Below are 24427 nucleotides of genomic sequence, written 5' to 3'. Positions count from 1 at the left end.
GAAAGGCCTGCCTGCTCGCAGGCCTTTTCCATTGCTTTGATGCATTTATGCAGCGCCAGATGATTCCATCGGGCGGCAAAATGCTTTAGGCGATTGGATAAGATGAAGATTCTTAGCCTGGATACCGCCGCCAGTTTCTGCGCCGCCGCCATCTATGATGCGGATGAGGGGCGTTTGCTGGCGTCCGCCAGCGAAAATATCGGCAAGGGCCATGCGGAAGTGCTGATGGCCTATGTCGAGCGGGCGCTGCAGGAGGCCAACATCGGCCTTGACGCCATCGACCGCATCGCCGTCAATGTCGGGCCCGGTTCCTTTACCGGGGTTCGCATCGGCGTTTCGGCGGCGCGGGGCTTTGCATTGGCTCTTTCGCGCCCGGCCATCGGTGTGACTGCCTTCGAGGGGCTGTCACGGGAGGCACTGGACAGCCATCCCGAAAAGCCGGTTCTGGTGGCCATCGACGCGCATCGCGGCGAAATCTATGCGCAAGAATTCGGAACGGATGGTGTCGTCCTGGGCGAGCCGATAGCGGGGAACCCCGAGGATGTTCTCGCGCTCCTTGGCGGTCTCCCTCAATCGCCGGTTCTGGCCGGATCTGCGGCGGCGCGCCTCAATGAGCTGCTGGCGGAGCCGCTTCCAATTGCCGGAGATTCTGCCACCGCCCGAATCGAAACCTATGCCCGCATTGCTGCCTCGCGCGAGCCGGGTGAGGCGCCCAAGCCGCTTTACTTACGCGGTCCCGACGCCAAGCCGCAGACGGGCTTTGCTCTTCCGAGGAAACCCTGAAGATGATCGGCCTGCCCTTCGGCCCGCTTTTCGGCAGGAATTTCGCCATCGAGCCCCTGGGCGCAGAGGATTGCCATCATCTGCAGCGCATCCACGCCGAAACCTTCCGGCATCCGTGGAGCGAGGAGGATTTCCACGGCCTCGTCGGGCAGGGCACGGTCTTCGGCTTCATCGCGCGGGAGGAGGGGAAGCCCGGCGGCGCGGCGGGTTTCGTGCTGGCGCGCCTGACCATAGATGAGGCGGAAATATTGACCATCGCGGTCTCCCATGCCTACAGGCGCAGGGGCGTGGGTCGCGCGCTGATGGATGCCGTGCTGCGCCATCTGCACCATGAGCGGGCACGCACGCTTTTTTTGGAAGTGGACCAGGCGAATATCGCCGCCCAGGCCCTCTATCGCCGCCTGGGTTTCGCGAAGGTCGGCGAGCGCCCCGGCTATTATGCGACGGAGGTCGGGCGATCGACGGCACTGATTCTCCGTCGCGATTTTCGTCCTCGGGAATGACGCGATGATCCGCACGCTGCGCATAGGCCTTGTATTGTCGGGCATGGCGGCGCTGATGCTGACGTTCGTGCCGGTCCAATATCTCCTGCTGAAGGCCGGCTGGGCGCGCAAAAGCAGCATCCCGCGCTATTTCCATCGCATTCTGGCTTGGCTTCTGGGCTTTCGCATCCATGTCCATGGCGCGATGACCGGGGATCGGCCGCTACTGCTGGTTTCGAACCACACATCCTGGAGCGATATCGTCCTCCTTTCCACGGTTGGCGATATCTCCTTCATCGCCAAGACCGAGGTGCGCGACTGGCCCTTGTTCGGCTTTTTCGCGGTGCTGCAGCGTTCCGTCTTTGTCGAGCGCGACCGGCGCGGCAAGACCGGCGAGCAGGCCTCGGAAATTGCGCAAAGGCTGGTGGAGGGCGACGTGATGGTGCTTTTCGCCGAAGGCACCACATCGGATGGCAACCGCGTATTGCCGTTCAAGAGCTCGCTCTTCGGCGCGGCGTCCGCGGCAATCCGCGAAACGGATGTGGAAACCGTGGCGGTGCAGCCAGTGGCAATCGCCTACACAAAACTCCACGGGCTTCCCATGGGCCGCTATCACCGCCCCATCGCCTCATGGCCCGGCGACGTCGAATTGCTGCCGCATCTGAAAGGAATCCTCAGGGAAGGCGCGATCGACGTCGATATCCGTTTCGGCGAACCGGTCGAAATCCGCGCGGGCACGGACAGGAAGCGGCTGGCCAGCAATATGGAAGCTCAGGTCCGCTCGATGCTCCTGACGTCCCTCATGGGGCGGGAGGAATAGAGGTGCCCTATTCTCAATCGCGCCAAAAAGCGGTAAAAGCCCCAGGATGAAAGAAACAAGTTCCGCTCTGACCCTGGAAACCGCCGCGCCTCCCCGCAAGGTCTTCGTCAAGACCTATGGCTGCCAGATGAATGTCTATGACAGCCAGCGCATGGCCGACAGCCTGGCGGAAGAAGGCTATGTGACGACCGACACGCCTGAAGAGGCGGATCTCGTTCTGCTCAACACCTGCCATATTCGCGAAAAGGCATCCGAGAAGCTCTATTCGGCGCTGGGCCGCCTGCGCAAGATGAAGGACGAGCGCGCCGCCGATGGCAGGGAGATGCTGATCGGCGTCGCCGGCTGCGTGGCGCAAGCCGAGGGCGAGGAAATCATCCGCCGCGCGCCTACGGTCGATCTCGTCATCGGTCCCCAGACCTATCACCGCCTGCCGCAGGCGCTCGCCCGCGTCGGGCGCGGCGAAAAGGTGGTCGAGACGGATTACGCCATCGAGGACAAGTTCGAGCATCTGCCCGCGCCGAAACAGGAGCAGGTGAGGAGCCGTGGCGTTTCCGCCTTCCTGACCGTGCAGGAAGGCTGCGACAAGTTCTGCACCTTCTGCGTCGTGCCCTATACGCGCGGCTCTGAGATATCCCGGCCTGTCTCGCAAATCATTGCCGAGGCGGAGAAGCTTGCCGCCGCTGGCGTGCGCGAACTGACCCTCTTGGGGCAGAACGTCAATGCCTGGCATGGCGCTGGCGAGGATGGCCGCGAATGGGGGCTGGGCGAGCTTCTGTTCCGCTTGGCGAAAATTCCGGGTATCGCCCGCCTGCGCTATACCACCAGCCATCCGCGCGACATGGACGATGCGCTGATCGCGGCCCATCGCGACCTCGACATGCTGATGCCCTATCTGCATCTGCCGGTACAGGCGGGCTCCGACCGCATCTTGAAGGCCATGAACCGCCGCCACACCGCCGCCGACTATCTCCGTTTGGTGGAGCGCATCCGCGCCGCGCGGCCCGACATCGCCCTCTCGGGTGATTTCATCGTCGGCTTCCCCGGCGAAACCGACGAGGATTTCGAGGCGACCATGCGGCTGGTGCGCGAGGTCGATTACGCACAGGCCTATTCGTTCAAATATTCGCCGCGTCCCGGCACACCGGGGGCAGACTTGCCGGATCATGTCGACGAGGCGGTCAAGGATGAGCGTCTCCAGCAGCTGCAGGCGCTCCTGACGGAGCAGCAATATGCCTTCCAGAAGAGCATGGTCGGCAGGACGATGGGTGTGCTCCTGGAAAAGCCCGGCCGCCTGCCCGGCCAGATGGTTGGGCGTTCGCCCTGGCTTCTACCCGTAATTGTTGGTGAAAACCCCGGCGAAATCGGCGACATTATCGACGTGCGAATCATCGCCACCGGAACCAACAGCCTCGTGGCAGAGCGTGTGGATGCCTGAACATGATCCACACGACTGGAAAACTTGAGCCGGATCGAAAAAAGGTGCAGACTTTGGACGAGATCATGCTGCTGCGAAAAATTTCGATCATGAGGAGATCCGGTTGACCGCCACCGAAAAGCTGAAGACAGCCCCCTCAGGGGCCTCGGACATGGCGCATATCGTACTGACATTCGACAACAACCGGCTGGCTAGCGCGCTCTTCGGCCAGTTCGATGAAAATCTCGCTCGCATAGAACAGAAGCTCGGCATCGATGTCCGCTCCAAGGGCAACCAGCTTTCGATCCGAGGCGAGCCTGTAGCCACCGAGCAGGCGCGCCGTTCGCTCGACCATCTCTACGCCCTGGTGCAGAAGGGGCATGAATTGACCGCATCCGATGTCGATGGCGCAATTCGCATGGCGGTTGCCGCCGACGACCAGCTCACGCTCCCGACGATGGAGAACAAGGGCAAGATGGCGGCGGCCCAGATTTCAACCCGCAAGAAGACCATCTTTGCCCGCACCCCGACGCAGGACGCCTATATGCGGGCGCTGGACCGCTCGGAACTGGTGTTCGGCGTCGGCCCCGCCGGCACCGGCAAGACCTATCTCGCCGTTGCCCACGCCGCCATGCTGCTGGAACGCGGGCTGGTGGAGCGCATCGTCCTGTCGCGTCCCGCCGTCGAGGCGGGCGAGCGGCTGGGCTTCCTGCCCGGTGATATGAAGGAAAAGGTCGATCCTTATCTTCGCCCCCTCTACGATGCCCTTTACGACATGATGCCAGCCGAAAAGGTTGAGCGCGCTCTGGCGGCAGGCGTCATCGAGATCGCGCCGCTCGCCTTCATGCGCGGACGCACGCTTGCCCACGCCGCCGTGATTCTCGACGAGGCGCAGAACACCACATCCATGCAGATGAAGATGTTCCTGACCCGTCTGGGTGAAAATGCGCGCATGATCGTCACCGGCGATCCGAGCCAGATCGACCTGCCGCCGGGCCAGAAATCCGGCCTCGTCGATGCGTTGCGCATCCTGAGCGACGTGTCCGGCATCGTCACCGTCCGCTTTACCGAGAAGGATGTGGTGCGCCATCCGCTCGTCGCGGCTATCGTTACCGCCTGGGACAAGGATGCCAAGGGCCATGCCAAGACATGAGCTTGCGGAAAAAGAGCGTCACGCATCTGCGGGATGGCCTGATTTGATCGATATCGACCTGACGATCGAGACGGAAGGCTGGCCGGATGAGGCAGCGTTGCATGCGCTCGCCACGCGGGCGGTTGCGGCTTCATGGCAAGCGCTCGCCCTGCCGGATGGAGACGGGACGGAACTCAGTATCGTCTTCACCGACGATGCCGCGATTCAGGAACTGAATGCTGAGTGGCGCGGCAAGGACAAGCCGACCAATGTGCTGTCCTTCCCTGCCTTTCCCGTGAAAGCGGGGGACGCGCCGGGGCCGATGCTTGGCGATATCGTGATCGCCCGCGAAACCGTGGAGCGCGAGGCGGCTCTGGAAAAGAAGCCCTTCGATCACCATCTCACTCATTTGATTGTCCACGGACTCCTGCATCTTCTGGGCTATGACCATGAAAATGAAGAGGACGCGGAAGAAATGGAGAACTGGGAGCGCCGAATTCTTCTGGCTCTCGCCATTCCCGATCCTTATGCCTCGCCGAAAGACGATGAAACCGATTGACCATGTCTGACCTGACAGCCCAGCCTTCATCTGCCGCCGATGTGCCGCAGAAAAACGACGTCGACGAGCAGAGTACGCAGCGGCCGGTACCGGCCGAGAAGCGTTCCCTCTTCGCAGGCATTTTCCCCTTTTTGCGTGGCCGCCCGAGCACCTCGCTCAGGCAGGATCTCGTGGAAGCCCTCTCCGACAAGGAAAGCACCGATCAGGCGTTCTCGCCCGAGGAACGTGCGATGCTCGTCAATATCCTGCAATTGCAGGGGGTGCGGGTCGAGGATGTGATGATCCCCCGTTCCGACATCGAGGCGGTGGAAATTGAGACGCCGCTCGGCGAGGTGCTTGAGCTTTTCGAGCAATCCGGCCATTCGCGCATGCCGGTCTATAGCGAGACGCTCGACGATCCGCGCGGCATGATCCATATCCGCGACGTGCTGAATCATATCACGCGTTCCGGCCGCGCCCGCAACGGTGGCCCGTCGAAGCCCGATTTGAGCCGTGTCGATCTCGACAAGAGCATCGGCGAGCTCAATCTGTTGCGCAAGGTGCTGTTCGTGCCGCCCTCCATGCAGGCAAGCACGCTGATGGCCCGCATGCAGGCGACCCATATCCAGATGGCGCTGGTCATAGACGAATATGGCGGCACGGACGGACTCGTCTCGCTCGAGGATATCCTTGAGATGGTCGTCGGCGATATCGAGGACGAGCATGACGACGAGGAGCCGATGATCGCGCAGGAAGCCGATGGCTCCTATGTGGTCGATGCCCGCGCCGAGCTCGACGAACTGGCCGAACGGATCGGCCCGCATTTCGTCGTCGGCGAGCATGGCGAGGAGGTCGACACTGTTGGCGGACTGATTTTCTCGGTGCTGGGCCGTATTCCCACCCGTGGCGAGGTGGTCGAGGCGCTTCCGGACTATCAGTTCCATGTGCTGGAAGCCGATCGCCGCCGCATCCGCAAGGTGCGCATCGTGCCGCTCAATGGCAGCGAACGCGATCCGGAACCGGATGCCGACAGCGCCGCCGGGGGTATATGAGAGGGATCGGGGGGCTTTCCGGCTGGATCATATTGCTGAGCGGCTGGCGCCGGGCGCTTGCCGCTTTCCTTGCAGGGGCGCTGGCGACACTGGCTCTCCCCCCTTATGATTTCTTCGCCGTCTGCTTCGTTTCCTTCCCCGTTCTCGTCTGGCTCATCGATGGTGCGGTCGATACCGCCGATAGCGGCCCGGTCCGCCGTGTTTTGCCCGCCGCCATCGTCGGCTGGTGGTTCGGCTTCGGCTATTTTCTAGGTGGCCTGTGGTGGATCGGCTCCGCCCTTCTGGTGGACGCGGAGAATTTCGCCTGGGCGCTTCCTTTGGCGGTGGTGGGCCTGCCTGCTTTCCTCGCCCTGTTCTATGCGCTGGCGGCGTTGATTGCCCGGCTTCTCTGGTCCGATGGACTGGGACGGATTTTCGCCTTGGCCTTCGGCTTCGGGATAGCCGAGTGGCTGCGCTCCTTCCTGCTCACCGGCTTTCCGTGGAACGCCATCGGCTATGCCGCCATGCCCACGCCGCTGCTGATGCAGTCCGACGCGGTGCTCGGCCTTTTTGCTATGAGCGCGCTTGCCGTTCTCGTCTTCGCCATGCCTGCGCTTCTGGCCGACAGGCGGCATCTTAAAGCGGGTACGGCGATTGCGTTGGCGCTTGTCGCTGCCCATGTCGGTTTCGGCTTCTACCGGTTGCACAACGCGCCGCTGGTGAACAAGGACGCTCCGGACGGCGTGCGCCTGCGCATCGTCCAGCCCTCTATCGCCCAGGCCATGAAATGGGACAATGACGCCCGCCGTGCCATATTCGACAAGCTGATCGCGCTCAGCGAATTGCCGCCTGCAAGCGGCCAGCCCAGGCCCTCCGTTATTGTCTGGCCCGAAACCTCCATTCCGTACATCCTGACCCGCACGCCGGAAGCGTTGGAGCGGATCGGCGCGGCGCTGTCGGTGGGGCAGGTGCTGCTTGCCGGCGCTGTGCGCGAGGAGGACGGGGCGGGCGCAACCGAGCCCCGCTATTACAACTCCATCTACGCCATCGATGACCGGGGCGAGATTCTCGACGCGGTGGACAAGGTGCATCTCGTGCCCTTCGGCGAATATCTGCCCCTGGAAAAATGGCTGCGCGCGCTCGGTCTGCAGGAAGTGGTGGAAATGCCCGGCGGCTTCACCGCTGCCGCAAGTCGTCATTCCCTGAAGGTTAACAATAGTTTGGCGTTCCTGCCCCTGATCTGCTATGAAGCTATTTTCCCTTCGGAATTGGGCTATAGCGGGCCCGCCGCGAAGGCGATTCTCAACGTGACGAACGATGCCTGGTATGGCGACACGCCCGGTCCCTACCAGCATTTCCGCCAGGCGCAGTTGCGGGCGGTGGAACAGGGATTGCCGCTGGTTCGGGCGGCCAATAACGGCTTGTCGGCAGTTGTCGATCCCTATGGTCGAATCACCGATGGCCTCGCACTTAATGCGGTTGGTGTCATCGATGTTTCCCTTCCGTCACCAATTGATCCGTTTTGGGGCAAGCCGCCGGGGCAGGGGGGAACGTGGACGGTTCTGGCCCTGTTGTTGAGCATTTCATGGGGTTTTGTAGTGTTGTGTCGCAGGCGTTTCGATTGACAACGCATTTTTGATACTATGTTATGCGGCTGCGACAAATGTTCGATGTTTCATTTGTCCGACTACCTCCCATATAATAGTATTTTCCGACCTGTTCACAGCAGGACTGATAAATGCCGAAGGCGCGCAATCGGCTAGGAGCAACATTTGATGACTGAGAACAAGAAGAAGCCCAATCCCATCGATGTTCATGTCGGAAGCCGTATTCGCTTGCGCCGGAACATGCTGGGCTTGAGTCAGGAAAAGCTTGGCGAAAGCCTTGGAATTACATTTCAGCAAATTCAAAAATACGAAAAGGGCACGAACCGCGTCGGCGCGAGCCGCCTCCAGGCGATTTCGTCGATCCTGAATGTTCCCGTCGCTTTCTTTTTCGAAGACGCGCCCGGTAGCAACCCAAATCCGGGAGCCGGCGGCTTCGAGGACAAAGAGGCGACCTATGTGGTCGATTTCCTCAACAGCAACGAAGGCGTGCAACTGACCCGCTCTTTCACCAAGATTTCCGATCCCAAGATCCGGCGCAAGATCATCGATCTCGTCAAGTCGCTCGCCGACGATAACGAATAATTGCGAAACCGGAGGAGTAAAATTCCTCCGGATGGCCTCTTTCGAAAACGAATCTCCATTGACGGTCCTTGTCTATATTGGCAAAGAAAAGGTGGCTGTTCTTTCTGCGATGTCTCCCGCAGAACTTTCAAGAGGGGTTTCCCGTGCTACGCAGTTCGTATCTCTTCACCAGCGAATCTGTGTCCGAAGGCCATCCGGACAAGGTTTGCGATCGAATTTCCGATGAAATCGTAGATATGATCTACCGGGAGGCGCGCAAGACCGGCGTCGATCCCTGGTCGGTCCGCATCGCCTGCGAAACGCTTGCCACCACCAACCGCGTCGTCATTGCCGGTGAGGTGCGTGTGCCTGAGACGCTCCTGAAGAAGGACAAGGACGGCAACATCGTGAAAGATGCCCGGGGCAATCCGGTCATCAATCCCTCACGCTTCCGCGCCGCCGCCCGCCGCGCCATCCGCGACATCGGTTACGAGCAGGACGGCTTCCACTGGAAGACGGCGAAGATCGAGGTGCTGCTCCATCCGCAATCTGCCGACATCGCGCAGGGCGTCGATAACGCCGCCGACCGGCAGGGCGAGGAAGGCGCGGGCGACCAGGGCATCATGTTCGGCTATGCTTGCCGCGAAACGCCGGATCTCATGCCCGCCCCGATCTATTATTCCCACAAGATCCTCGAGTTGCTCTCCGCCGCCCGCCACAAGGGCGAGGGCGATGCGGGCAAGCTTGGCCCTGACGCCAAGAGCCAGGTGACCGTTCGCTATATCGACGGCAAGCCCACCGAGGTCACGCAGATCGTGCTTTCGACCCAGCATCTCGATCCCAACTGGGATTCCAAGAAGGTGCGCGAGGTCGTCGAGCCCTATATCCGCGAGGCGCTGGGCGATCTGGCCATTGCCCACAATTGCAACTGGTATATCAACCCGACCGGCAAATTCGTCATCGGCGGGCCGGATGGCGATGCGGGCTTGACGGGACGCAAGATCATCGTGGATACCTATGGCGGTGCGGCCCCGCATGGCGGCGGCGCATTCTCCGGCAAGGACACCACCAAGGTGGACCGTTCCGCCGCTTACGCCGCGCGCTACCTCGCCAAGAACGTGGTTGCCGCCGGTCTTGCCGACCGCTGCACGATCCAGCTTGCCTACGCCATCGGCGTGGCGCAGCCGCTGGCGGTCTATGTCAACCTCCACGGCACCGGCAAGGTTTCGGAAGCGACGGTGGAAGGCGCGATCCGCGACGTGATGGATCTGTCTCCGACCGGCATCCGCAAGCATCTGGACTTGAATCGTCCCATCTATGCCCGCACCTCGTCCTACGGCCATTTCGGCCGCAAGCCCGGCCGTGACGGCTCCTTCTCCTGGGAGAAGACCGATCTGGTCAAGGCTTTGCGGGACGCGGTCGCGATAGCGGCCTGAGCAGGACTTCCGAAAAGTGGACACCGGTTTTCGGATAAAAATCCTGCTGAAAAGAATGCCCCTATGACACATGAACCCCGCCACGGGCGCGCGACCGAAGCTTTCTTCGGTCGCCGTCATGGGAAACCCTTGCGCCCCGCCCAGCGCGCCACCCGCGACGATCTCCTGCCGCAACTGCGCCTCGACCTCGCTTCGCCAGCCCCTTCCGATCTGACCACGCTTTTCCACATTCCCGTGAAGGGCGTCCGGCTCGAAATCGGCTTCGGCGGCGGCGAGCATCTGCTGCATGAGGCGCGGCGTTTTCCCGATATCGGCTTCATCGGCGTCGAGCCGTTCGTCAACGGCATGGCCAAGCTGCTTGCAGCGTTGAAAGACGAGCCGCTCGACAATCTGCGCCTCTACGACGAGGACGCCACGCAACTGCTCGACTGGCTGCCGGAGGCATCGCTCGACGGCATCGACCTTTTCTACCCGGACCCCTGGCCGAAGAAGAAGCATTGGAAGCGCCGCTTCGTCAATGCGAAGAACCTCGACCGCTTCGCCCGCGTCATGAAGCCAGGCAGCCGTTTCCGCTTCGCCTCCGACATAGACATCTATGTCAACTGGACGCTGCTTCACTGCCGCGACCATCCGGCATTCGAATGGCAGGCATCGTCCCCGGCGGACTGGCACACGCCTTACGAGGCATGGCCCGGCACGCGCTACGAGGCGAAGGCCTTCCGAGAAGGGCGACGAGCGGCCTATCTCACTTTTTTAAGGCGGTAAGGAAATAAGGGGGAGGGAATATGTGAGAAAAAACATACTCCCTTACTCCCCCTCTCCCTTACTCCCCCTCGCATTGGTGGATTGACAATCATCGCCATGCAGGCTTGTTTGACGGCGAGAGGCGGGATGAACGGTGGAGCGGTTCCATCCCGCATAACGGAGGATTCTTCGGCTTGCGTAGAAGCCGAAGCAGGGAGGACATTATGAATCCGATAAGCAAATCTTTGCTCGGCCTCGGTCTCGCGATGGCGTTTTCAACGTCAGCCTTCGCGGCCGATTACAAGATCATGGCTCCGGCGGCGCCGGGCGGCGGCTGGGACCAGACCGCCCGCACCATGCAGACCGTCCTGCAGGAGGACGGCATCTCCAAGAGCGTGCAGGTGGTGAATGTTCCGGGCGCTGGCGGCACCATCGGCTTGGCGCAGTTCGCCAACCAGGCCAAGGGAGATCCCACGCAGCTCATCGTCGGCGGCTATGTCATGGTCGGCGCCATCCTCACCAACGCTTCGCCCGTGACGCTTTCTGACGTCACCCCCATCGCCCGCCTGACCGGCGAGTATGAGGCGGTGGTGGTCCCGGCGTCCTCGCCGATCAAGTCGATGAAGGAACTGGTCGAGAAGCTCAAGGCCGATCCGGGCTCCGTCTCCTGGGGCGGCGGATCCGCCGGCGGCACGGATCACATCGCGGCCGGCCTCATCGCCAAGGCGGTGGGCGTCGATCCGACCAAGATCAACTATATCGCCTATTCCGGTGGCGGCGAGGCGCTGGCCGCCATTCTCGGCAGTCAGGTGACCGCAGGTATCTCCGGCTATGGCGAGTTCGAATCGCAGATCAAGGCTGGCACGCTGCGCCTCCTCGCCGTCTCCAGCGAGAAGCGGATCGAAGGCGTCGATGCGCCCACGTTCAAGGAAGAGGGCATCGACGTCGCCGTGCAGAACTGGCGCATGGTCGCCGCCGCTCCCGGCATCACGGCTGAGCAGAAGGCTGCGATCACGGCGGATATCGAGAAGATGGTGAAGTCGAAGCCTTGGCAGGATGCCCTTGTCGCAAAGGGCTGGCAGGACACGTTCCTCGCCGGCGAGGCCTTCGACAAGCAGCTTGCCGACGATGTCGCCTCTACCACGACTATCCTGAAGGACATCGGTCTCGTCAAATGACCGGTATGATTGAGAAAAAAGGCCGCGCAAGGCCGGGCAAGGCGGCACTCGTTTTTGCCGCCGGTCTTGCCATCCTCGCCATCGTCGTCTTCTGGAAGACGGCGACGATGGGCGGCGCGGCAAGCTATGCCCGCATAGGCCCCACCGCCTTCCCCTACGCCATTTCCGCCGGACTTCTGATCCTGTCGGTCTGGACGGCGGTCGAGGCCTGGCGCGGCGATTTTCCCGAGCGCGAGCCGCAGGAGACGCGGCCAATCCTCTGGATCGTCGGCGGGCTGGCCGTGCAGATGCTGCTCTTGAAAACGGTCGGCTTCTCGATTGCCACGGGCCTGCTCTTCGCCGCCACCGCACGCGGCTTCGGCAAAGGCCCGCTCTGGCAGACAATCCCGATCGGCATCGTGCTCGCTTTCGTCATCTGGCTGGTCTTCGCCAAGGGCTTGCAGCTATCGCTGCCCGCGGGGCCGCTTGAGCAGTTGTTTTAGGAAGCGGCAGTCATATGGACACATTCGCCCTTCTGGCGCACGGTTTCCTCGTCGCCCTCGAGCCGATGAATCTTCTTTATGCGCTTATCGGCGTGACGCTCGGCACCGCCGTCGGCGTGCTGCCCGGCATCGGCCCGGCATTGACCGTCGCCCTGCTTCTGCCCGTCACTTACAAGCTGGATCCCGCCGGTTCGCTCATCATGTTCGCCGGTATTTATTATGGCGGCATGTATGGGGGATCGACCACGTCGATCCTGCTCAACACGCCAGGCGAAAGCTCCTCCATCGTCACCGCCATCGAGGGCAACAAGATGGCGCGGGCGGGGCGTGGCGGTCCGGCGCTGGCTACATCGGCCATAGGCTCCTTCGTGGCAGGCCTACTCGCCACGCTGGGCCTCGCGCTGCTCGCGCCATGGGTGGTCAAGTTCGCTCTTTCCTTCGGCCCGGCGGAATATTTCGCGCTGATGGTTCTGGCTTTCATGACGGTTTCCGCCGCCTTCGGCGATTCCACCCTGCGCGGTCTTACCTCGCTTTTCCTTGGCCTCACGCTTGGGCTCATCGGCATCGACCTGCAAACGGGACAGGCGCGGCTTGCCTTCGGCATTCCCGATCTTCTCGACGGCGTCGAAGTGACGACGCTCGCCGTCGCCCTCTTCGCCATCGGCGAGACGCTGAGTGTCGCAGCCTCGCACAAATTCGGCAAGGATGAGATTGAGACGGTCAAGGGCTCGGTCTGGATGAGCCGTGAGGACTGGGCGCGCTCGTGGAAGCCCTGGCTGCGCGGCACGGCGATCGGCTTTCCCATCGGCGCCATGCCGGCCGGCGGAGCGGAGATCGGCACCTTCCTCTCCTACTCCGTCGAAAAGCAGCTGGCGAAAAAGCCGGAGGAATTCGGCCATGGCGCCATCGAGGGCGTCGCCGGTCCCGAGGCTGCCAACAATGCCTCCGCCGCCGGAACGCTGGTGCCGCTCCTGACACTGGGCCTGCCGACCACGGCCACGGCCGCGATCATGCTGGCCGGCTTCCAGCAATTCGGCCTCCAGCCGGGGCCGCTGCTCTTCGTCACCAACGCGCCGCTGGTCTGGGGCCTGATTGCCAGCCTGCTCGTCGCCAATCTGATGCTGCTGGTCCTGAACCTGCCGCTCATCGGCCTTTGGGTGAAGCTCCTGTCGATCCCGCGCCATTGGCTTTATGCCGGCATCGTCGTGTTCGCCACGCTCGGCACCATCGGCGCCAACCCCTCCACCTTCGAGCTCGGCATGCTCCTGGTCTTCGGCCTGCTCGGCTACTTCCTGCGCCGTTTCGGCTATCCGATCGCGCCTGTCGTGGTCGGCCTGATTCTGGGGCCGATGGCGGAGCAGCAATTGCGCCGCGCCTTGTCGATAAGCCAGGGCGACCCGACCGTGCTGGTGCATTCGCCGATATCCATCTTCCTCTTGATATTGGCTATTGCGGCGGTGGTCGTACCGCTCGTCCTGCGCGCCCGCGGCAAGGGCAAATTGCTGGCGGAACTGGCGGCGAATGAGGATTGATCCTTTTTCCGCCCGCCCTTGAAAATTCTCGGGCGGGCGGGTATATAGATTTCAAATTCTTGGTCGTCAGAACAAGAGTGGGTCCTTCCGGTCCCGCTCTTTTTTGTTACCTGACGCATGTTTGCATAAGGGAATAGGTCCGGGTGACGGAAGAAGCTGCAAAGCTCAATGACAACGCGCTTGAGCAAAATGAAGCGCCTGTTAACGATGAACGCATCATTCGCGAAACCGGCGTCGACGCGCGCGTGGCCGGCATTGTCGAGCCGGTATTGGAGGCGCTGGGCTTTCGCCTCGTGCGGGTTCGCCTCTCGGGCCTCAACGGCCTGACACTCCAGATCATGGCTGAGCGCTTCGACGGCACGATGACGGTCGAGGATTGCGAACTGGTCAGCCGCACGGTCTCGCCGGTCCTCGACGTCGAGGACCCCATAGACCGGAAATATCATCTGGAAGTCTCCTCGCCCGGCATCGACCGGCCCCTGGTGCGCAAGTCGGATTTCGCCAACTGGCAGGGCCACATCGCCAAGGTGGAAACCTCAATGGTCCATGACGGGCGCAAGAAGTTTCGCGGGCGCATCACTGAAGCCGATGTCGAGGGCATCACCCTCGAAAGCGACCAGGCCACCTATGGTACGGAAGCTATCGTGCGTATTCCCTTCGACCTCGTTTCGGATGCGCGGCTGATCCTGACCGACGATTTGATCCGCGATGCGCTGCGCAAGGACAAGGCCCTGCGCGAGGGCCGCATTCCGGGCGACGAGGTGGGCTCGCTGGACGCGCCGGAAGGCGAAGGCAGCAACGACGAAAGCGCCGATACGAACTGAACATATCTCATGCGGCCGGGCGATGGACGACAATCGCGGGCGCGACATCAATGAGCAAGTCCAGGAAAAATGAAGCGGTTTTCCGTCCGGACGAGCGACCAAAGGAGAGAACCATGGCAGTCAGTGCAAACAGGCTAGAGCTTCTGCAGATCGCCGATGCGGTCGCGCGCGAGAAGTCGATCGACCGCGAAATCGTCATCGCGGCCATGGCCGACGCCATCCAGAAGGCGGCGCGTTCGCGCTACGGCCAGGAGACCAATATCCGCGCCGACATCAACGCCAAGACCGGCGAAATCCGCCTGCAGCGCCTCCTCGAAGTGGTGGAAACGGTCGAGGATTACGCGACGCAGGTCGCGCTCGACACCGCCCGTGATCGCAATCCCGATGCGCAGGTTGGCGATTTCATCGCCGACCAGCTGCCGCCCATGGATTTCGGACGCATCGCCGCGCAGTCGGCCAAGCAGGTCATCGTGCAGAAGGTGCGCGAGGCCGAGCGCGACAAGCAGTATGACGAATACAAGGATCGCGTCGGCGAGATCATCAACGGCTCGGTCAAGCGCGTCGAATATGGCAATGTCATCGTCGATCTCGGCAAGGGCGAGGCCATCGTCCGCCGCGACGAGCTGATCCCGCGCGAAACCTTCCGCTATGGCGACCGCATCCGCGCTTATGTCTATGACGTGCGCCGCGAGCAGCGGGGCCCGCAGATTTTCCTGTCGCGCACCCATCCGCAGTTCATGGCCAAGCTCTTCACCATGGAAGTGCCGGAAATCTATGACGGCATCATCGAGATCAAGTCGGTGGCCCGTGACCCCGGCTCCCGCGCCAAGATCGCCGTCATCTCGCGCGATGCCTCCATCGACCCGGTCGGCGCCTGCGTCGGCATGCGCGGCTCGCGCGTCCAGGCGGTCGTCGCCGAACTGCAGGGCGAGAAGATCGATATCATTCCGTGGTCGCCCGATGCGGCTTCATTCATCGTCAACGCGCTTCAGCCTGCCGAAGTGGCCAAGGTCGTGCTCGATGAAGACGCGGAGCGTATTGAAGTTGTCGTTCCGGATGACCAACTATCGCTTGCGATCGGTCGTCGCGGCCAGAATGTCCGCCTCGCCTCGCAATTGACCGGCTGGGATATCGACATCCTCACGGAGCAGGAAGAATCCGAGCGCCGCCAGAAGGAATTCACCGAGCGCTCGAACCTCTTCATGGATGCGCTCAACGTGGATGAGATGGTCGGCCAGGTGCTGGCTTCGGAAGGCTTCGCCTCGGTCGAGGAAATTGCCTTTGTCGAGTCGGACGAGATTGCATCTATCGACGGTTTCGACGAAGATACCGCGAGCGAAATCCAGGAGCGGGCCAGGGAATATCTCGACCGCATCGAAAGCGAGCGCGATGCGCGCCGCAAGGAACTGGGCGTCTCCGACGAACTGCGCGAGCTGCCCGGCATCACCACGGCCATGCTCGTGGCGTTGGGCGAGGACGGCGTCAAGACCATTGAGGACTTCGCTGGCTATGCGGTGGACGAACTGGTCGGCTGGCGCGAGCGCAAGGAAGGCGAGACGACCAATCATACCGGCGTATTGTCGTCCTATGAGGTTTCTCGGGCTGATGCCGAGCAGATGGTTCTCGCAGCTCGCCTGAAATGCGGCTGGATCACGGAAGAGGATCTGGCGAAGGGGCTCGACGAGGAGGCCGCTGACGAAGGCGCGGAAGCGGAAGTGGAAGCGGACGGCGAGGCGGCAGCCGAGTAAGCGGGCATTCCGGCGACAGCCAAAGGGTGGTGTTGGGAGCGGGGCGCGTGGAACCGGAAATGAACGACAGGACTTGCATCGTTACGCGCGAAAGCGGCGACGCCGAAGGCATGATCCGTTTCGTGGCGGGGCCGGATGGCTCCGTCGTTCCGGACTTGAAGCGCAATCTTCCCGGACGCGGATGCTGGGTCAAGGCGGAGCGGCGCTATGTGGATGAGGCGGTGCGGAAGAAGCTCTTCCCCCGCGCGCTGAAAGCGGGCGTGACCGCGCCGGACGATCTGGGTGATCTGGTGGACCGGCTTCTGGTCAAGTCCGCCGTGGGAAGCCTTTCCTTGGCGCGCAAGGCCGGCGCCGTGGTGACGGGCTCGGCCAAGGTCGACGATGCGATCCGCAGCGGCCGGGCGGCTCTGGTGCTCCACGCAGTGGAAGCGGCTGCCGACGGCGTAAGAAAACTTGATCAGGCCCGCCGTGCTGTTGTGCATGCGGGAGGGCCTGAAATACCCGCCTTCACTCTTTTTACAGGCGGCGAAATGGATTTGGCATTTGGTGGCGGAAATGTGATACATGCTGCCGTGCTTGAAGGAACGGCGGCGACCGGGTTCGTCACGCGGGCGCGTCTGCTGCATCAATTTCGCGGCGGAAGCGCAACGGATTCGGATAAAGATGCGGCAAAGGCCGCGAAGGAAACGGAATGAGCGATAGCAAATCGAGCGACGACAAGACGCTGAGCGTCAATACCAAGAAGACGTTGAGCCTGAAGCGGCCCGGCGTCGAGCAGAGCACCGTGCGCCAGAATTTCAGCCATGGGCGTACGAAGTCCGTCGTCGTTGAAACGAAGAAGCGTAAATTTTCCGTGCCTGGCGAGAAGCCGGAGGCAGCCGCGCCTGTCGCTCCCCCGCCGGTGGCGAAGCCGCATGTGGCCCCGCGCCCTGCGCCGCGCACCGAGACGCCCCAGCCCCCGCGCCAGAAACCTGCCGACCGCTCGGGCATGGTGCTGAACACGCTTTCGCGCTCGGAGATCGAGGCGCGCCGCCGTGCGCTCGAAGGCGCGCAGGTGCGCGATGCGGAAGAACGCGCCCGCGCTGTCGAAGAGGCGAAGCGCCGGGCTGAGGAAGAGGCGCGCCGGGCGCAGGAGCGCGAGGAATCCGCGCGCCGCCAGGCCGAGGAAGAAGCAAGGCTGAAGGCCGAGGCCGAAGCGCGCAAGCGCGCCGAGGAAGAAGCGCGCCGCCGCTCCCCTGAGCCGACAAAACCCGCAAGCCCCGCTCCCGAAGTGGCTGTGGCAAAGCCCGCTCCTGTTGTGCGCGGCAAGGGCCTGCTCGCCGACGAAGAGGGAGAGCGCCGTGGTCCCGCCGGCGTCCGCCGTGGTGGCGGTAGCGCGCCGGCCAAGCCCGAAGTGCGCACGCCGAAGGTCACCAAGACCGATGACGACCGTCGTCGCGGCAAGCTGACGCTGACCAGCGCCCTTGATGATGACTCGGCGCGCGGCCGTTCGATGGCGGCCATGCGCCGCCGTCAGGAAAAGGCCAAGCGCGCCATGCACCAGCAAGACCGCGAGAAGATTTCCCGCGAAGTGACTGTCCCCGAGACGATCACCATCCAGGAACTGGCGCAGCGCATGACCGAGCGTTCGGTCGACGTCATCAAATATCTGATGAAGCAGGGCCAGATGATGAAGCCCGGCGACGTCATCGACGCGGACATGGCGCAGCTCATCGCCGAGGAATTCGGCCATACGGTTCGCCGCGTTGCCGAGTCGGACGTCGAGGAAGGCATCTTCAATGTCGAGGACAAGGCCGAAGCGCTGAAATCCCGTCCGCCTGTCGTCACCATCATGGGTCACGTCGACCACGGCAAGACCTCGCTGCTCGACGCCATCCGCCATGCCAATGTGGTCTCCGGTGAAGCCGGCGGCATCACGCAGCATATCGGCGCCTATCAGGTGGAGCAGAACGGCCAGAAGATCACCTTCATCGATACGCCGGGCCACGCCGCCTTCACCGCCATGCGTGCCCGCGGCGCGCAGGCGACCGATATTGCCGTGCTGGTCGTGGCGGCGGATGACAGCGTCATGCCGCAGACGATCGAATCGATCAATCACGCCAAGGCGGCCGGTGTTCCGATCATCGTTGCCATCAACAAGATCGACAAGCCGCAGGCCGATCCGCAGAAGGTCCGCACCGGGCTGCTGCAGCACGAGGTCTTCGTGGAATCGCTGGGCGGCGAAACGCTCGACGTCGAGGTTTCCGCCAAGACCGGCGTCGGTCTCGACAAGCTGCTGGAAGCGATCCTCCTCCAGGCCGAGATCCTCGATCTCAAGGCTGATCCGGAGCGCACCGCCGAGGGCGTCGTCATTGAGGCGAAGCTCGACCGTGGCCGGGGTTCCGTCGCGACCGTGCTGGTGCAGAAGGGTACGCTCCATCCGGGCGATATCATCGTCGCCGGCAGCGAGTGGGGCCGCGTGCGCGCGCTCATCAATGATCGTGGCGAGAACGTCAAGGAAGCGGGCCCGGCAATGCCGGTCGAGATCCTGGGTCTCCAGGGTCCCCCGCAGGCCGGCGATCGCCTCGCCGTGGTGGAAAACGAAGCCCGCGCTCGCGAGATTTCGGAATACCGCCAGCGCCTCGCCCGCGAAAAGGCCGTGGCAAGACAGGCCGGTTCGCGCGGCTCGCTGGAGCAGATGATGAGCCAGTTGCAGGTGAGCGGCGTGAAGGAATTCCCGCTGGTCATCAAGGGCGACGTGCAGGGCTCGATCGAAGCCATCGCCGGCGCGCTCGACAAGCTGGGCACCGACGAGGTGCGCGCCCGCATCGTCCATTCGGGCGCGGGCGGCATCACCGAGAGCGACGTGTCGCTGGCGGAAGCCTCGGGCGCGGCGATCATCGGCTTCAACGTCCGTGCCAACGTGCAGGCGCGCAACGCCGCCGAGCAGCAGGGCATCGAGATCCGCTACTACAACATCATCTACGATCTGGTGGATGACGTGAAGGCGGCTATGTCGGGCCTGCTCTCGCCGGAACGCCGCGAAACCTTCCTCGGCAATGCGGAGATCCTCGAGGTCTTCAACATCACCAAGGTCGGCAAGGTCGCGGGCTGCCGCGTCACCGAAGGCAAGGTCGAGCGCGGTGCAGGCGTGCGCCTCATCCGCGACAACGTCGTCATCCACGAAGGCAAGCTCAAGACGCTCAAGCGCTTCAAGGACGAAGTCTCCGAAGTGCCGGGCGGCCAGGAATGCGGCATGGCCTTCGAGAATTACGACGATATGCGCCCCGGCGATGTCATCGAGGCCTTCCGCGTCGAGCACATCACGCGCACGCTCTGATACGCGCCCTTAATATTGATAAGCACCGGCCCGGAGAACCTTGCACGGTTTTCGGGCCGGAAGGATTTTGCCCATGTCCCGTTCTTCTTCCTCCGGCCTCTCGCAGCGCCAGCTTCGCATCGGCGAGCAGGTCCGCCATGAACTGAGCAATGTGCTCCAGCGCGGCGAAATCACCGACAGCGTCCTGGAGACGAGCGTGCTTTCGGTTTCCGAGGTGCGCATGTCGCCTGATTTGAAAATCGCCACCTGCTTCATTGCGCCCATCGGCGCACTCGACGCCGAGGCTGTCATCAAGGCGCTCAACGTCCATGCGAAATTCATCCGCGGGCGCGTCGCGCCTGGCTTGCGGCAAATGAAATACATGCCCGAATTCCGGTTCCGGCTGGATACGAGCTTCGACAATTTCTCCAAGATCGACGCGCTCCTGCGCTCGCCTGAAGTCTCCCGCGACCTGCCCAATCCCCGCCGGGATGATGGGGACGGGGATGATATGGATGGCGATGGCGACGGCGGGAACGATTAGGATATTCCATCATAAGGTGGAAACGCTGGCGGGACAGCGCCCCCCTCTGTCCTGCCGGACATCTCCCCCGCACGGGGGGAGATTACGACTTCATTGATGCCGGCATCAATCGCATATGTCGAGAGGTGAGCGGCACGATCCGTATCGGCCAATCTCCCCCCGTGCGGGGGAGATGTCCGGCAGGACAGAGGGGGGCGCCTCGGACCAGCGTTTCCGAATAAATGAAATTACAACAGGGCAATCTCTAAGAATGGCAAGACGCGGCAAGAAAAAGGGTCGGCCGATTTCCGGCTGGGTGGTGTTCGACAAGCCGAAAGGCATGGGATCGACCGAGGCGGTCTCCAAGATCAAATGGCTGTTCAACGCCGAGAAGGCGGGCCATGCCGGCACGCTCGACCCGCTGGCTTCGGGAATGCTGCCGATCGCGCTGGGCGAGGCGACCAAGACGGTGCCCTATGTCATGGACGGCGCGAAGATCTACCGCTTCACCGTCGCCTGGGGCGAGGAGCGCTCCACCGACGATCTGGAGGGCGGCGTGACGCAGACCTCCGACAAGCGCCCCGGCAAGGATGAGATTCTTGCGCTGCTGCCGCGCTATACCGGTCTGATCCAGCAGGTGCCCCCGCAATTCTCCGCCATCAAGATCGGCGGCGAGCGCGCCTATGATCTGGCGCGCGAGGGCGAAAGCATCGAAATTCCCGCCCGTGAGGTTGAAATCGCCCGGCTGGAAATCATCGAAATGCCGGATGAAACTCACACAATGTTCGAAATCGAATGCGGCAAGGGCACCTATGTCCGTTCGCTCGCCCGTGACATGGGCCGGGATCTCGGCTGCTACGGCCACATCTCCGATCTGCGCCGTATCGAGGTCGCCCCGTTCACGCAGGAAGATTTCGTCACGCTGGAAGAACTGGAGGCCGCATGGCCGCCGCTCCCGCCGCGAGACGAGGAAGGCGAAGACGCCGCGCCGGCACCGAAACGCGATTTCAGCGCCATCGACGCACTGGTCATCGATACCGGCGCCGCGCTCGACTGCCTGCCACAGGTGGCGCTCTCCGACGAGCAGGCCCACCGCATCCGCACGGGCAATCCCGTCATCCTGCGCGGCCGCGACGCGCCCGTCGAGGCGGACGAGGCATGCGTGACGATCCGCGGCAAGCTGCTGGCCATCGGTTATATCGAGCAGGGGCAATTCAAGCCGAAGCGGGTGTTTACGGCTGGGTAAGTGGGGATTGCCCCTCACCCTTACCCTCTCCCCGTGAAAAACGGGGAGAGGGAGACATAGATGTTTGCGCTTTTTCTTCTGCCAGGTGCAGGGGAGACGGAAAAGCGGCAACGCTGACGCCCCCCTCTCCCCGTTTTTCACGGGGAGAGGGTAAGGGTGAGGGGTGGCGCTACGCTCAAGCCAGAAATAACTGGTATTCCTGCCCTATTTCCACTATATGCGCGGCATCGGCGGGCGTCTGCCTGTCCGTAATTAAACCGGCCCCCGCTGGACGACATCCCGGCCGTGGGCGACTCTTCTCCTCTCACATGAAAGGGTTTGCGATGTCGATTACCGCTGAACGCAAGCAGGCACTCATCCAGGAATACGCTACGAAGGCAGGCGACACCGGCTCTCCGGAAGTCCAGGTTGCCGTTCTCTCCGAGCGTATCTCCAACCTGACCGAGCACTTCAAGGACCACAAGAAGGACAACCACTCCCGCCGTGGCCTCCTGAAGCTCGTCTCGCAGCGCCGCCGTCTCCTTGACTATCTCAAGGGCGTGGACGAAGGCCGCTACCAGACGCTGATCGGCAAGCTGGGCCTGCGCCGCTAAGCAATTTTCCGGCGGGCGCGTTATTCGCGCCCGCCGATTTTCAACCGGGCTTTCGTTTGAAGCAAGTCCAGGAAAAGTGTGTAACGGTTTTCCCGGGAAAAACAGGAACTGTTTTCCCATCGGACTTGCGTAAAGAAAAAATGGAAGCCAGCCAGGACCTGTCATGGGGCAGGATTGCAAAGAGCTTGGCGCGCATAGCCGCCACTTCCAAGCTTTCTGCTGTCTTGCCCATGGCCTGTCCGCCAACGAAGCAGGGAATGAGCCCGCGCAGGCGCACGGAAACATTCCCAACAAAGGACTGAACCATGTTCAATACCCATAAAGTCGAAATCGAATGGGGCGGCCGTCCGCTCGTTCTCGAAACCGGCAAGATCGCCCGTCAGGCTGACGGCGCGGTTCTGGCCACCTACGGTGAAACCGTCGTCCTCGCCACCGTCGTTTCCGCCAAGGAGCCGAAGCCGGGCCAGGACTTCTTCCCGCTCACCGTCAATTATCAGGAAAAGACCTACGCGGCCGGCCGCATTCCCGGCGGATATTTCAAGCGCGAGGGCCGTCCGAGCGAGAACGAGACGCTCGTTTCCCGCCTGATCGACCGCCCGATCCGCCCGCTCTTCGCCGACGGCTACAAGAACGACACGCAGGTCATCATCACCGTCCTGCAGCATGATCTCGAAAACAACCCGGACGTAGTGTCGATGGTCGCGGCTTCCGCGGCGCTGACCCTCTCCGGCGTGCCCTTCATGGGCCCGATCGGCGGCGCGCGCGTCGGCTATATCAATGGCCAGTATGTGCTCAACCCGCATATCGATGAAATGCCGGAATCGAAGCTCGACCTCATCGTCGCCGGCACGTCCGACGCCGTGCTGATGGTGGAATCGGAAGCCCAGGAGCTGGCTGAAGATGTGATGCTCGGCGCCGTCGTGTTCGGCCAGAAGGCATTCCAGCTTGTCATCGACGCGATCATCAAGCTCGCCGAAGTCGCCGCCAAGGAGCCGCGCGAATTCCAGCCGGAAGACCTCTCCGCGCTCGAAAGCAAGATGCTCGCCTTCATCGAGAGCGACCTGCGCGAGGCCTACAAGATCACCGACAAGCAGGCCCGTTATGCCGCCGTCGATGCCGCCAAGGCCAAGGTCAAGGCGCATTTCCTGCCCGAGGGCGCGGAAGCCACGGAATTCAGCGCCGAACAGGTCGCAACCGTGTTCAAGGAGCTCCAGGCCAAGATCGTGCGCTGGAACATTCTCGACACCGGCACCCGCATCGATGGCCGCGATCTGAAGACGGTCCGCCCGATCGAGGCGCAGGTCGGCATCCTGCCGCGCACCCATGGCTCGGCGCTCTTCACGCGCGGCGAGACCCAGGCGATCGTCGTCGCTACGCTCGGCACCGGCGAGGATGAGCAGTTCGTCGACTCGCTGACCGGCATGTACAAGGAAACCTTCCTTCTGCATTACAACTTCCCGCCCTTCTCGGTGGGTGAGACGGGCCGCATGGGTTCGCCCGGCCGCCGCGAAATCGGCCATGGCAAGCTTGCCTGGCGCGCCATCCATCCGATGCTGCCCGCCAAGGAGCAGTTCCCCTACACGATCCGCGCCGTCTCAGAGATCACCGAGTCGAACGGCTCGTCCTCGATGGCAACCGTCTGCGGCACCTCGCTGGCGCTGATGGATGCGGGCGTTCCGCTGCAGAGCCCGGTGGCGGGCATCGCCATGGGCCTCATCAAGGAAGGCGAGCGCTTCGCCGTTCTCTCCGACATCCTCGGTGACGAGGATCATCTCGGCGACATGGACTTCAAGGTCGCCGGCACGGAAAACGGCGTCACCTCGCTGCAGATGGACATCAAGATCGCCGGCATCACCGAGGAGATCATGAAGGTCGCCCTCGACCAGGCCAAGGGCGGTCGCGTTCACATTCTCGGCGAAATGTCGAAGGCGCTCTCCGGCGCCCGCGCCGAGCTGGGCGAGTTCGCTCCGCGCATCGAGGTGATGAACATCCCGACCGAGAAGATCCGCGACGTCATCGGCTCCGGCGGCAAGATCATCCGCGAAATCGTTGAGAAGACCGGCGCCAAGATCAACATCGAGGATGACGGCACGGTCAAGATCGCCTCTTCCAACGCCAAGGAGATCGAGGCGGCGAAGAAGTGGATCCATTCCATCGTCGCCGAGCCGGAAGTGGGCGAGATTTACGAGGGCACGGTTGTCAAGACCGCCGATTTCGGCGCTTTCGTCAATTTCTTCGGCCCGCGCGACGGCCTCGTCCACATCTCCCAGCTCGCGTCCGAGCGCGTGCAGAAGACGACCGACGTGGTCAAGGAAGGCCAGAAAGTCTGGGTCAAGCTGATGGGCTTCGACGAGCGCGGCAAGGTCCGCCTCTCGATGAAGGTCGTCGATCAGGAGACGGGCAAGGAAATCGCGCAGGACAAGAAGAAGTCCGACGATTTCGACGGCGAATAATC

Annotated in this window: 23 protein-coding genes; 22 read left to right on the top strand and 1 reads right to left on the bottom strand. The window is 62.6% G+C overall.

From position 1 onward, the window contains the following. Nucleotides 1–102 precede the first annotated feature (102 nt). The 21 genes from tsaB to rpsO all read left to right on the top strand — a co-directional run bounded on the left by tsaB (nt 103) and on the right by rpsO (nt 21972). Complete coding sequence (tsaB, locus tag IEX53_RS08510; protein ID WP_188823367.1) at nt 103–783, top strand: tRNA (adenosine(37)-N6)-threonylcarbamoyltransferase complex dimerization subunit type 1 TsaB; 681 nt, start codon at nt 103–105, stop codon at nt 781–783. 2 nt (nt 784–785) lie between these two features. Then, nucleotides 786–1286, top strand: a complete 501-nt coding sequence (gene rimI, locus IEX53_RS08505) for a ribosomal protein S18-alanine N-acetyltransferase (protein WP_188823365.1) — start codon at nt 786–788, stop codon at nt 1284–1286. A 4-nt stretch (nt 1287–1290) separates the two neighbouring features. Further along, nucleotides 1291–2085: a lyso-ornithine lipid O-acyltransferase gene (gene olsA, locus IEX53_RS08500; RefSeq protein ID WP_188823363.1), complete on the top strand. Its 795-nt coding sequence runs from the start codon at nt 1291–1293 to the stop codon at nt 2083–2085. Between the two features lie 46 nt (nt 2086–2131). Further along, the gene (miaB, locus tag IEX53_RS08495; protein ID WP_188823361.1) at nt 2132–3520 is read left to right on the top strand and encodes a tRNA (N6-isopentenyl adenosine(37)-C2)-methylthiotransferase MiaB; all 1389 of its coding nucleotides are present in this window, start codon (nt 2132–2134) and stop codon (nt 3518–3520) included. Between the two features lie 103 nt (nt 3521–3623). Further along, nucleotides 3624–4652, top strand: coding sequence for a PhoH family protein (locus tag IEX53_RS08490; RefSeq protein WP_373288611.1), 1029 nt, complete (start codon nt 3624–3626; stop codon nt 4650–4652). Beyond that, nucleotides 4639–5190 carry an rRNA maturation RNase YbeY gene (ybeY, locus tag IEX53_RS08485; protein ID WP_188823359.1) on the top strand — a complete coding sequence of 184 codons (552 nt, stop codon included), beginning with the start codon at nt 4639–4641 and terminating at the stop codon, nt 5188–5190. The genes IEX53_RS08490 and ybeY overlap by 14 nt, the downstream gene beginning before the upstream one ends. 2 nt (nt 5191–5192) lie before the next feature. Then, entirely contained in the window at nt 5193–6221 is a 1029-nt protein-coding gene (locus tag IEX53_RS08480; RefSeq protein ID WP_188823351.1) for a hemolysin family protein, read from the top strand. Further along, nucleotides 6218–7825 (top strand): apolipoprotein N-acyltransferase, encoded by a 1608-nt coding sequence (gene lnt, locus IEX53_RS08475; RefSeq protein WP_188823349.1) that lies wholly within the window; start codon nt 6218–6220, stop codon nt 7823–7825. The genes IEX53_RS08480 and lnt overlap by 4 nt, the downstream gene beginning before the upstream one ends. Nucleotides 7826–7975: 150 nt before the next feature. Continuing rightward, nucleotides 7976–8389 (top strand): helix-turn-helix domain-containing protein, encoded by a 414-nt coding sequence (locus IEX53_RS08470; RefSeq protein WP_188823347.1) that lies wholly within the window; start codon nt 7976–7978, stop codon nt 8387–8389. Between the two features lie 143 nt (nt 8390–8532). Further along, on the top strand, nt 8533–9804 hold the full coding sequence (gene metK / locus IEX53_RS08465) for a methionine adenosyltransferase (RefSeq protein WP_188823345.1): 1272 nt from the start codon (nt 8533–8535) through the stop codon (nt 9802–9804). A 63-nt stretch (nt 9805–9867) separates the two neighbouring features. Beyond that, nucleotides 9868–10569: a tRNA (guanine(46)-N(7))-methyltransferase TrmB gene (trmB, locus tag IEX53_RS08460; RefSeq protein ID WP_188823343.1), complete on the top strand. Its 702-nt coding sequence runs from the start codon at nt 9868–9870 to the stop codon at nt 10567–10569. Between the two features lie 203 nt (nt 10570–10772). Then, on the top strand, nt 10773–11726 hold the full coding sequence (locus IEX53_RS08455; protein ID WP_373288609.1) for a Bug family tripartite tricarboxylate transporter substrate binding protein: 954 nt from the start codon (nt 10773–10775) through the stop codon (nt 11724–11726). Then, nucleotides 11723–12208, top strand: a complete 486-nt coding sequence (locus IEX53_RS08450) for a tripartite tricarboxylate transporter TctB family protein (RefSeq protein ID WP_188823341.1) — start codon at nt 11723–11725, stop codon at nt 12206–12208. The genes IEX53_RS08455 and IEX53_RS08450 overlap by 4 nt, the downstream gene beginning before the upstream one ends. A 14-nt stretch (nt 12209–12222) precedes the next feature. Further along, complete coding sequence (locus tag IEX53_RS08445; protein WP_188823339.1) at nt 12223–13740, top strand: tripartite tricarboxylate transporter permease; 1518 nt, start codon at nt 12223–12225, stop codon at nt 13738–13740. Nucleotides 13741–13883: 143 nt separating this feature from the next. Further along, a complete protein-coding gene (gene rimP, locus IEX53_RS08440) occupies nt 13884–14564 on the top strand; it encodes a ribosome maturation factor RimP (RefSeq protein WP_188823337.1) in 681 nt (226 codons plus the stop codon). 113 nt (nt 14565–14677) lie between these two features. Continuing rightward, nucleotides 14678–16312 (top strand): transcription termination factor NusA, encoded by a 1635-nt coding sequence (nusA, locus tag IEX53_RS08435; RefSeq protein WP_188823335.1) that lies wholly within the window; start codon nt 14678–14680, stop codon nt 16310–16312. A gap of 59 nt (nt 16313–16371) precedes the next feature. After that, nucleotides 16372–17007 carry an RNA-binding protein gene (locus IEX53_RS08430; protein ID WP_188823333.1) on the top strand — a complete coding sequence of 212 codons (636 nt, stop codon included), beginning with the start codon at nt 16372–16374 and terminating at the stop codon, nt 17005–17007. Beyond that, nucleotides 17004–19631, top strand: a complete 2628-nt coding sequence (gene infB / locus IEX53_RS08425; protein ID WP_188823331.1) for a translation initiation factor IF-2 — start codon at nt 17004–17006, stop codon at nt 19629–19631. Before IEX53_RS08430 ends, infB begins: the two co-directional genes overlap by 4 nt. Before the next feature lie 73 nt (nt 19632–19704). Further along, nucleotides 19705–20154, top strand: a complete 450-nt coding sequence (gene rbfA / locus IEX53_RS08420) for a 30S ribosome-binding factor RbfA (protein ID WP_188823329.1) — start codon at nt 19705–19707, stop codon at nt 20152–20154. A gap of 250 nt (nt 20155–20404) precedes the next feature. Continuing rightward, nucleotides 20405–21379, top strand: a complete 975-nt coding sequence (truB, locus tag IEX53_RS08415; RefSeq protein WP_188823327.1) for a tRNA pseudouridine(55) synthase TruB — start codon at nt 20405–20407, stop codon at nt 21377–21379. Nucleotides 21380–21702: 323 nt separating this feature from the next. Then, nucleotides 21703–21972, top strand: coding sequence for a 30S ribosomal protein S15 (gene rpsO / locus IEX53_RS08410; RefSeq protein ID WP_188823325.1), 270 nt, complete (start codon nt 21703–21705; stop codon nt 21970–21972). 40 nt (nt 21973–22012) lie between these two features. On the opposite strand, the gene IEX53_RS08405 is transcribed toward rpsO, so the two are convergent. Next, a complete protein-coding gene (locus IEX53_RS08405; protein ID WP_188823323.1) occupies nt 22013–22279 on the bottom strand; it encodes a hypothetical protein in 267 nt (88 codons plus the stop codon). Here IEX53_RS08405 and pnp point away from each other — a divergent pair. Continuing rightward, entirely contained in the window at nt 22278–24425 is a 2148-nt protein-coding gene (gene pnp / locus IEX53_RS08400; RefSeq protein ID WP_188823321.1) for a polyribonucleotide nucleotidyltransferase, read from the top strand. The genes IEX53_RS08405 and pnp overlap by 2 nt on opposite strands. Nucleotides 24426–24427: the final 2 nt, after the last annotated feature.

Source organism: Paramesorhizobium endophyticum (assembly GCF_014640615.1).
Lineage (GTDB): Bacteria > Pseudomonadota > Alphaproteobacteria > Rhizobiales > Rhizobiaceae > Paramesorhizobium > Paramesorhizobium endophyticum.
Note: the sequence above shows the minus strand (reverse complement) of the source record. Positions and strands in the feature narration are given on the sequence as shown.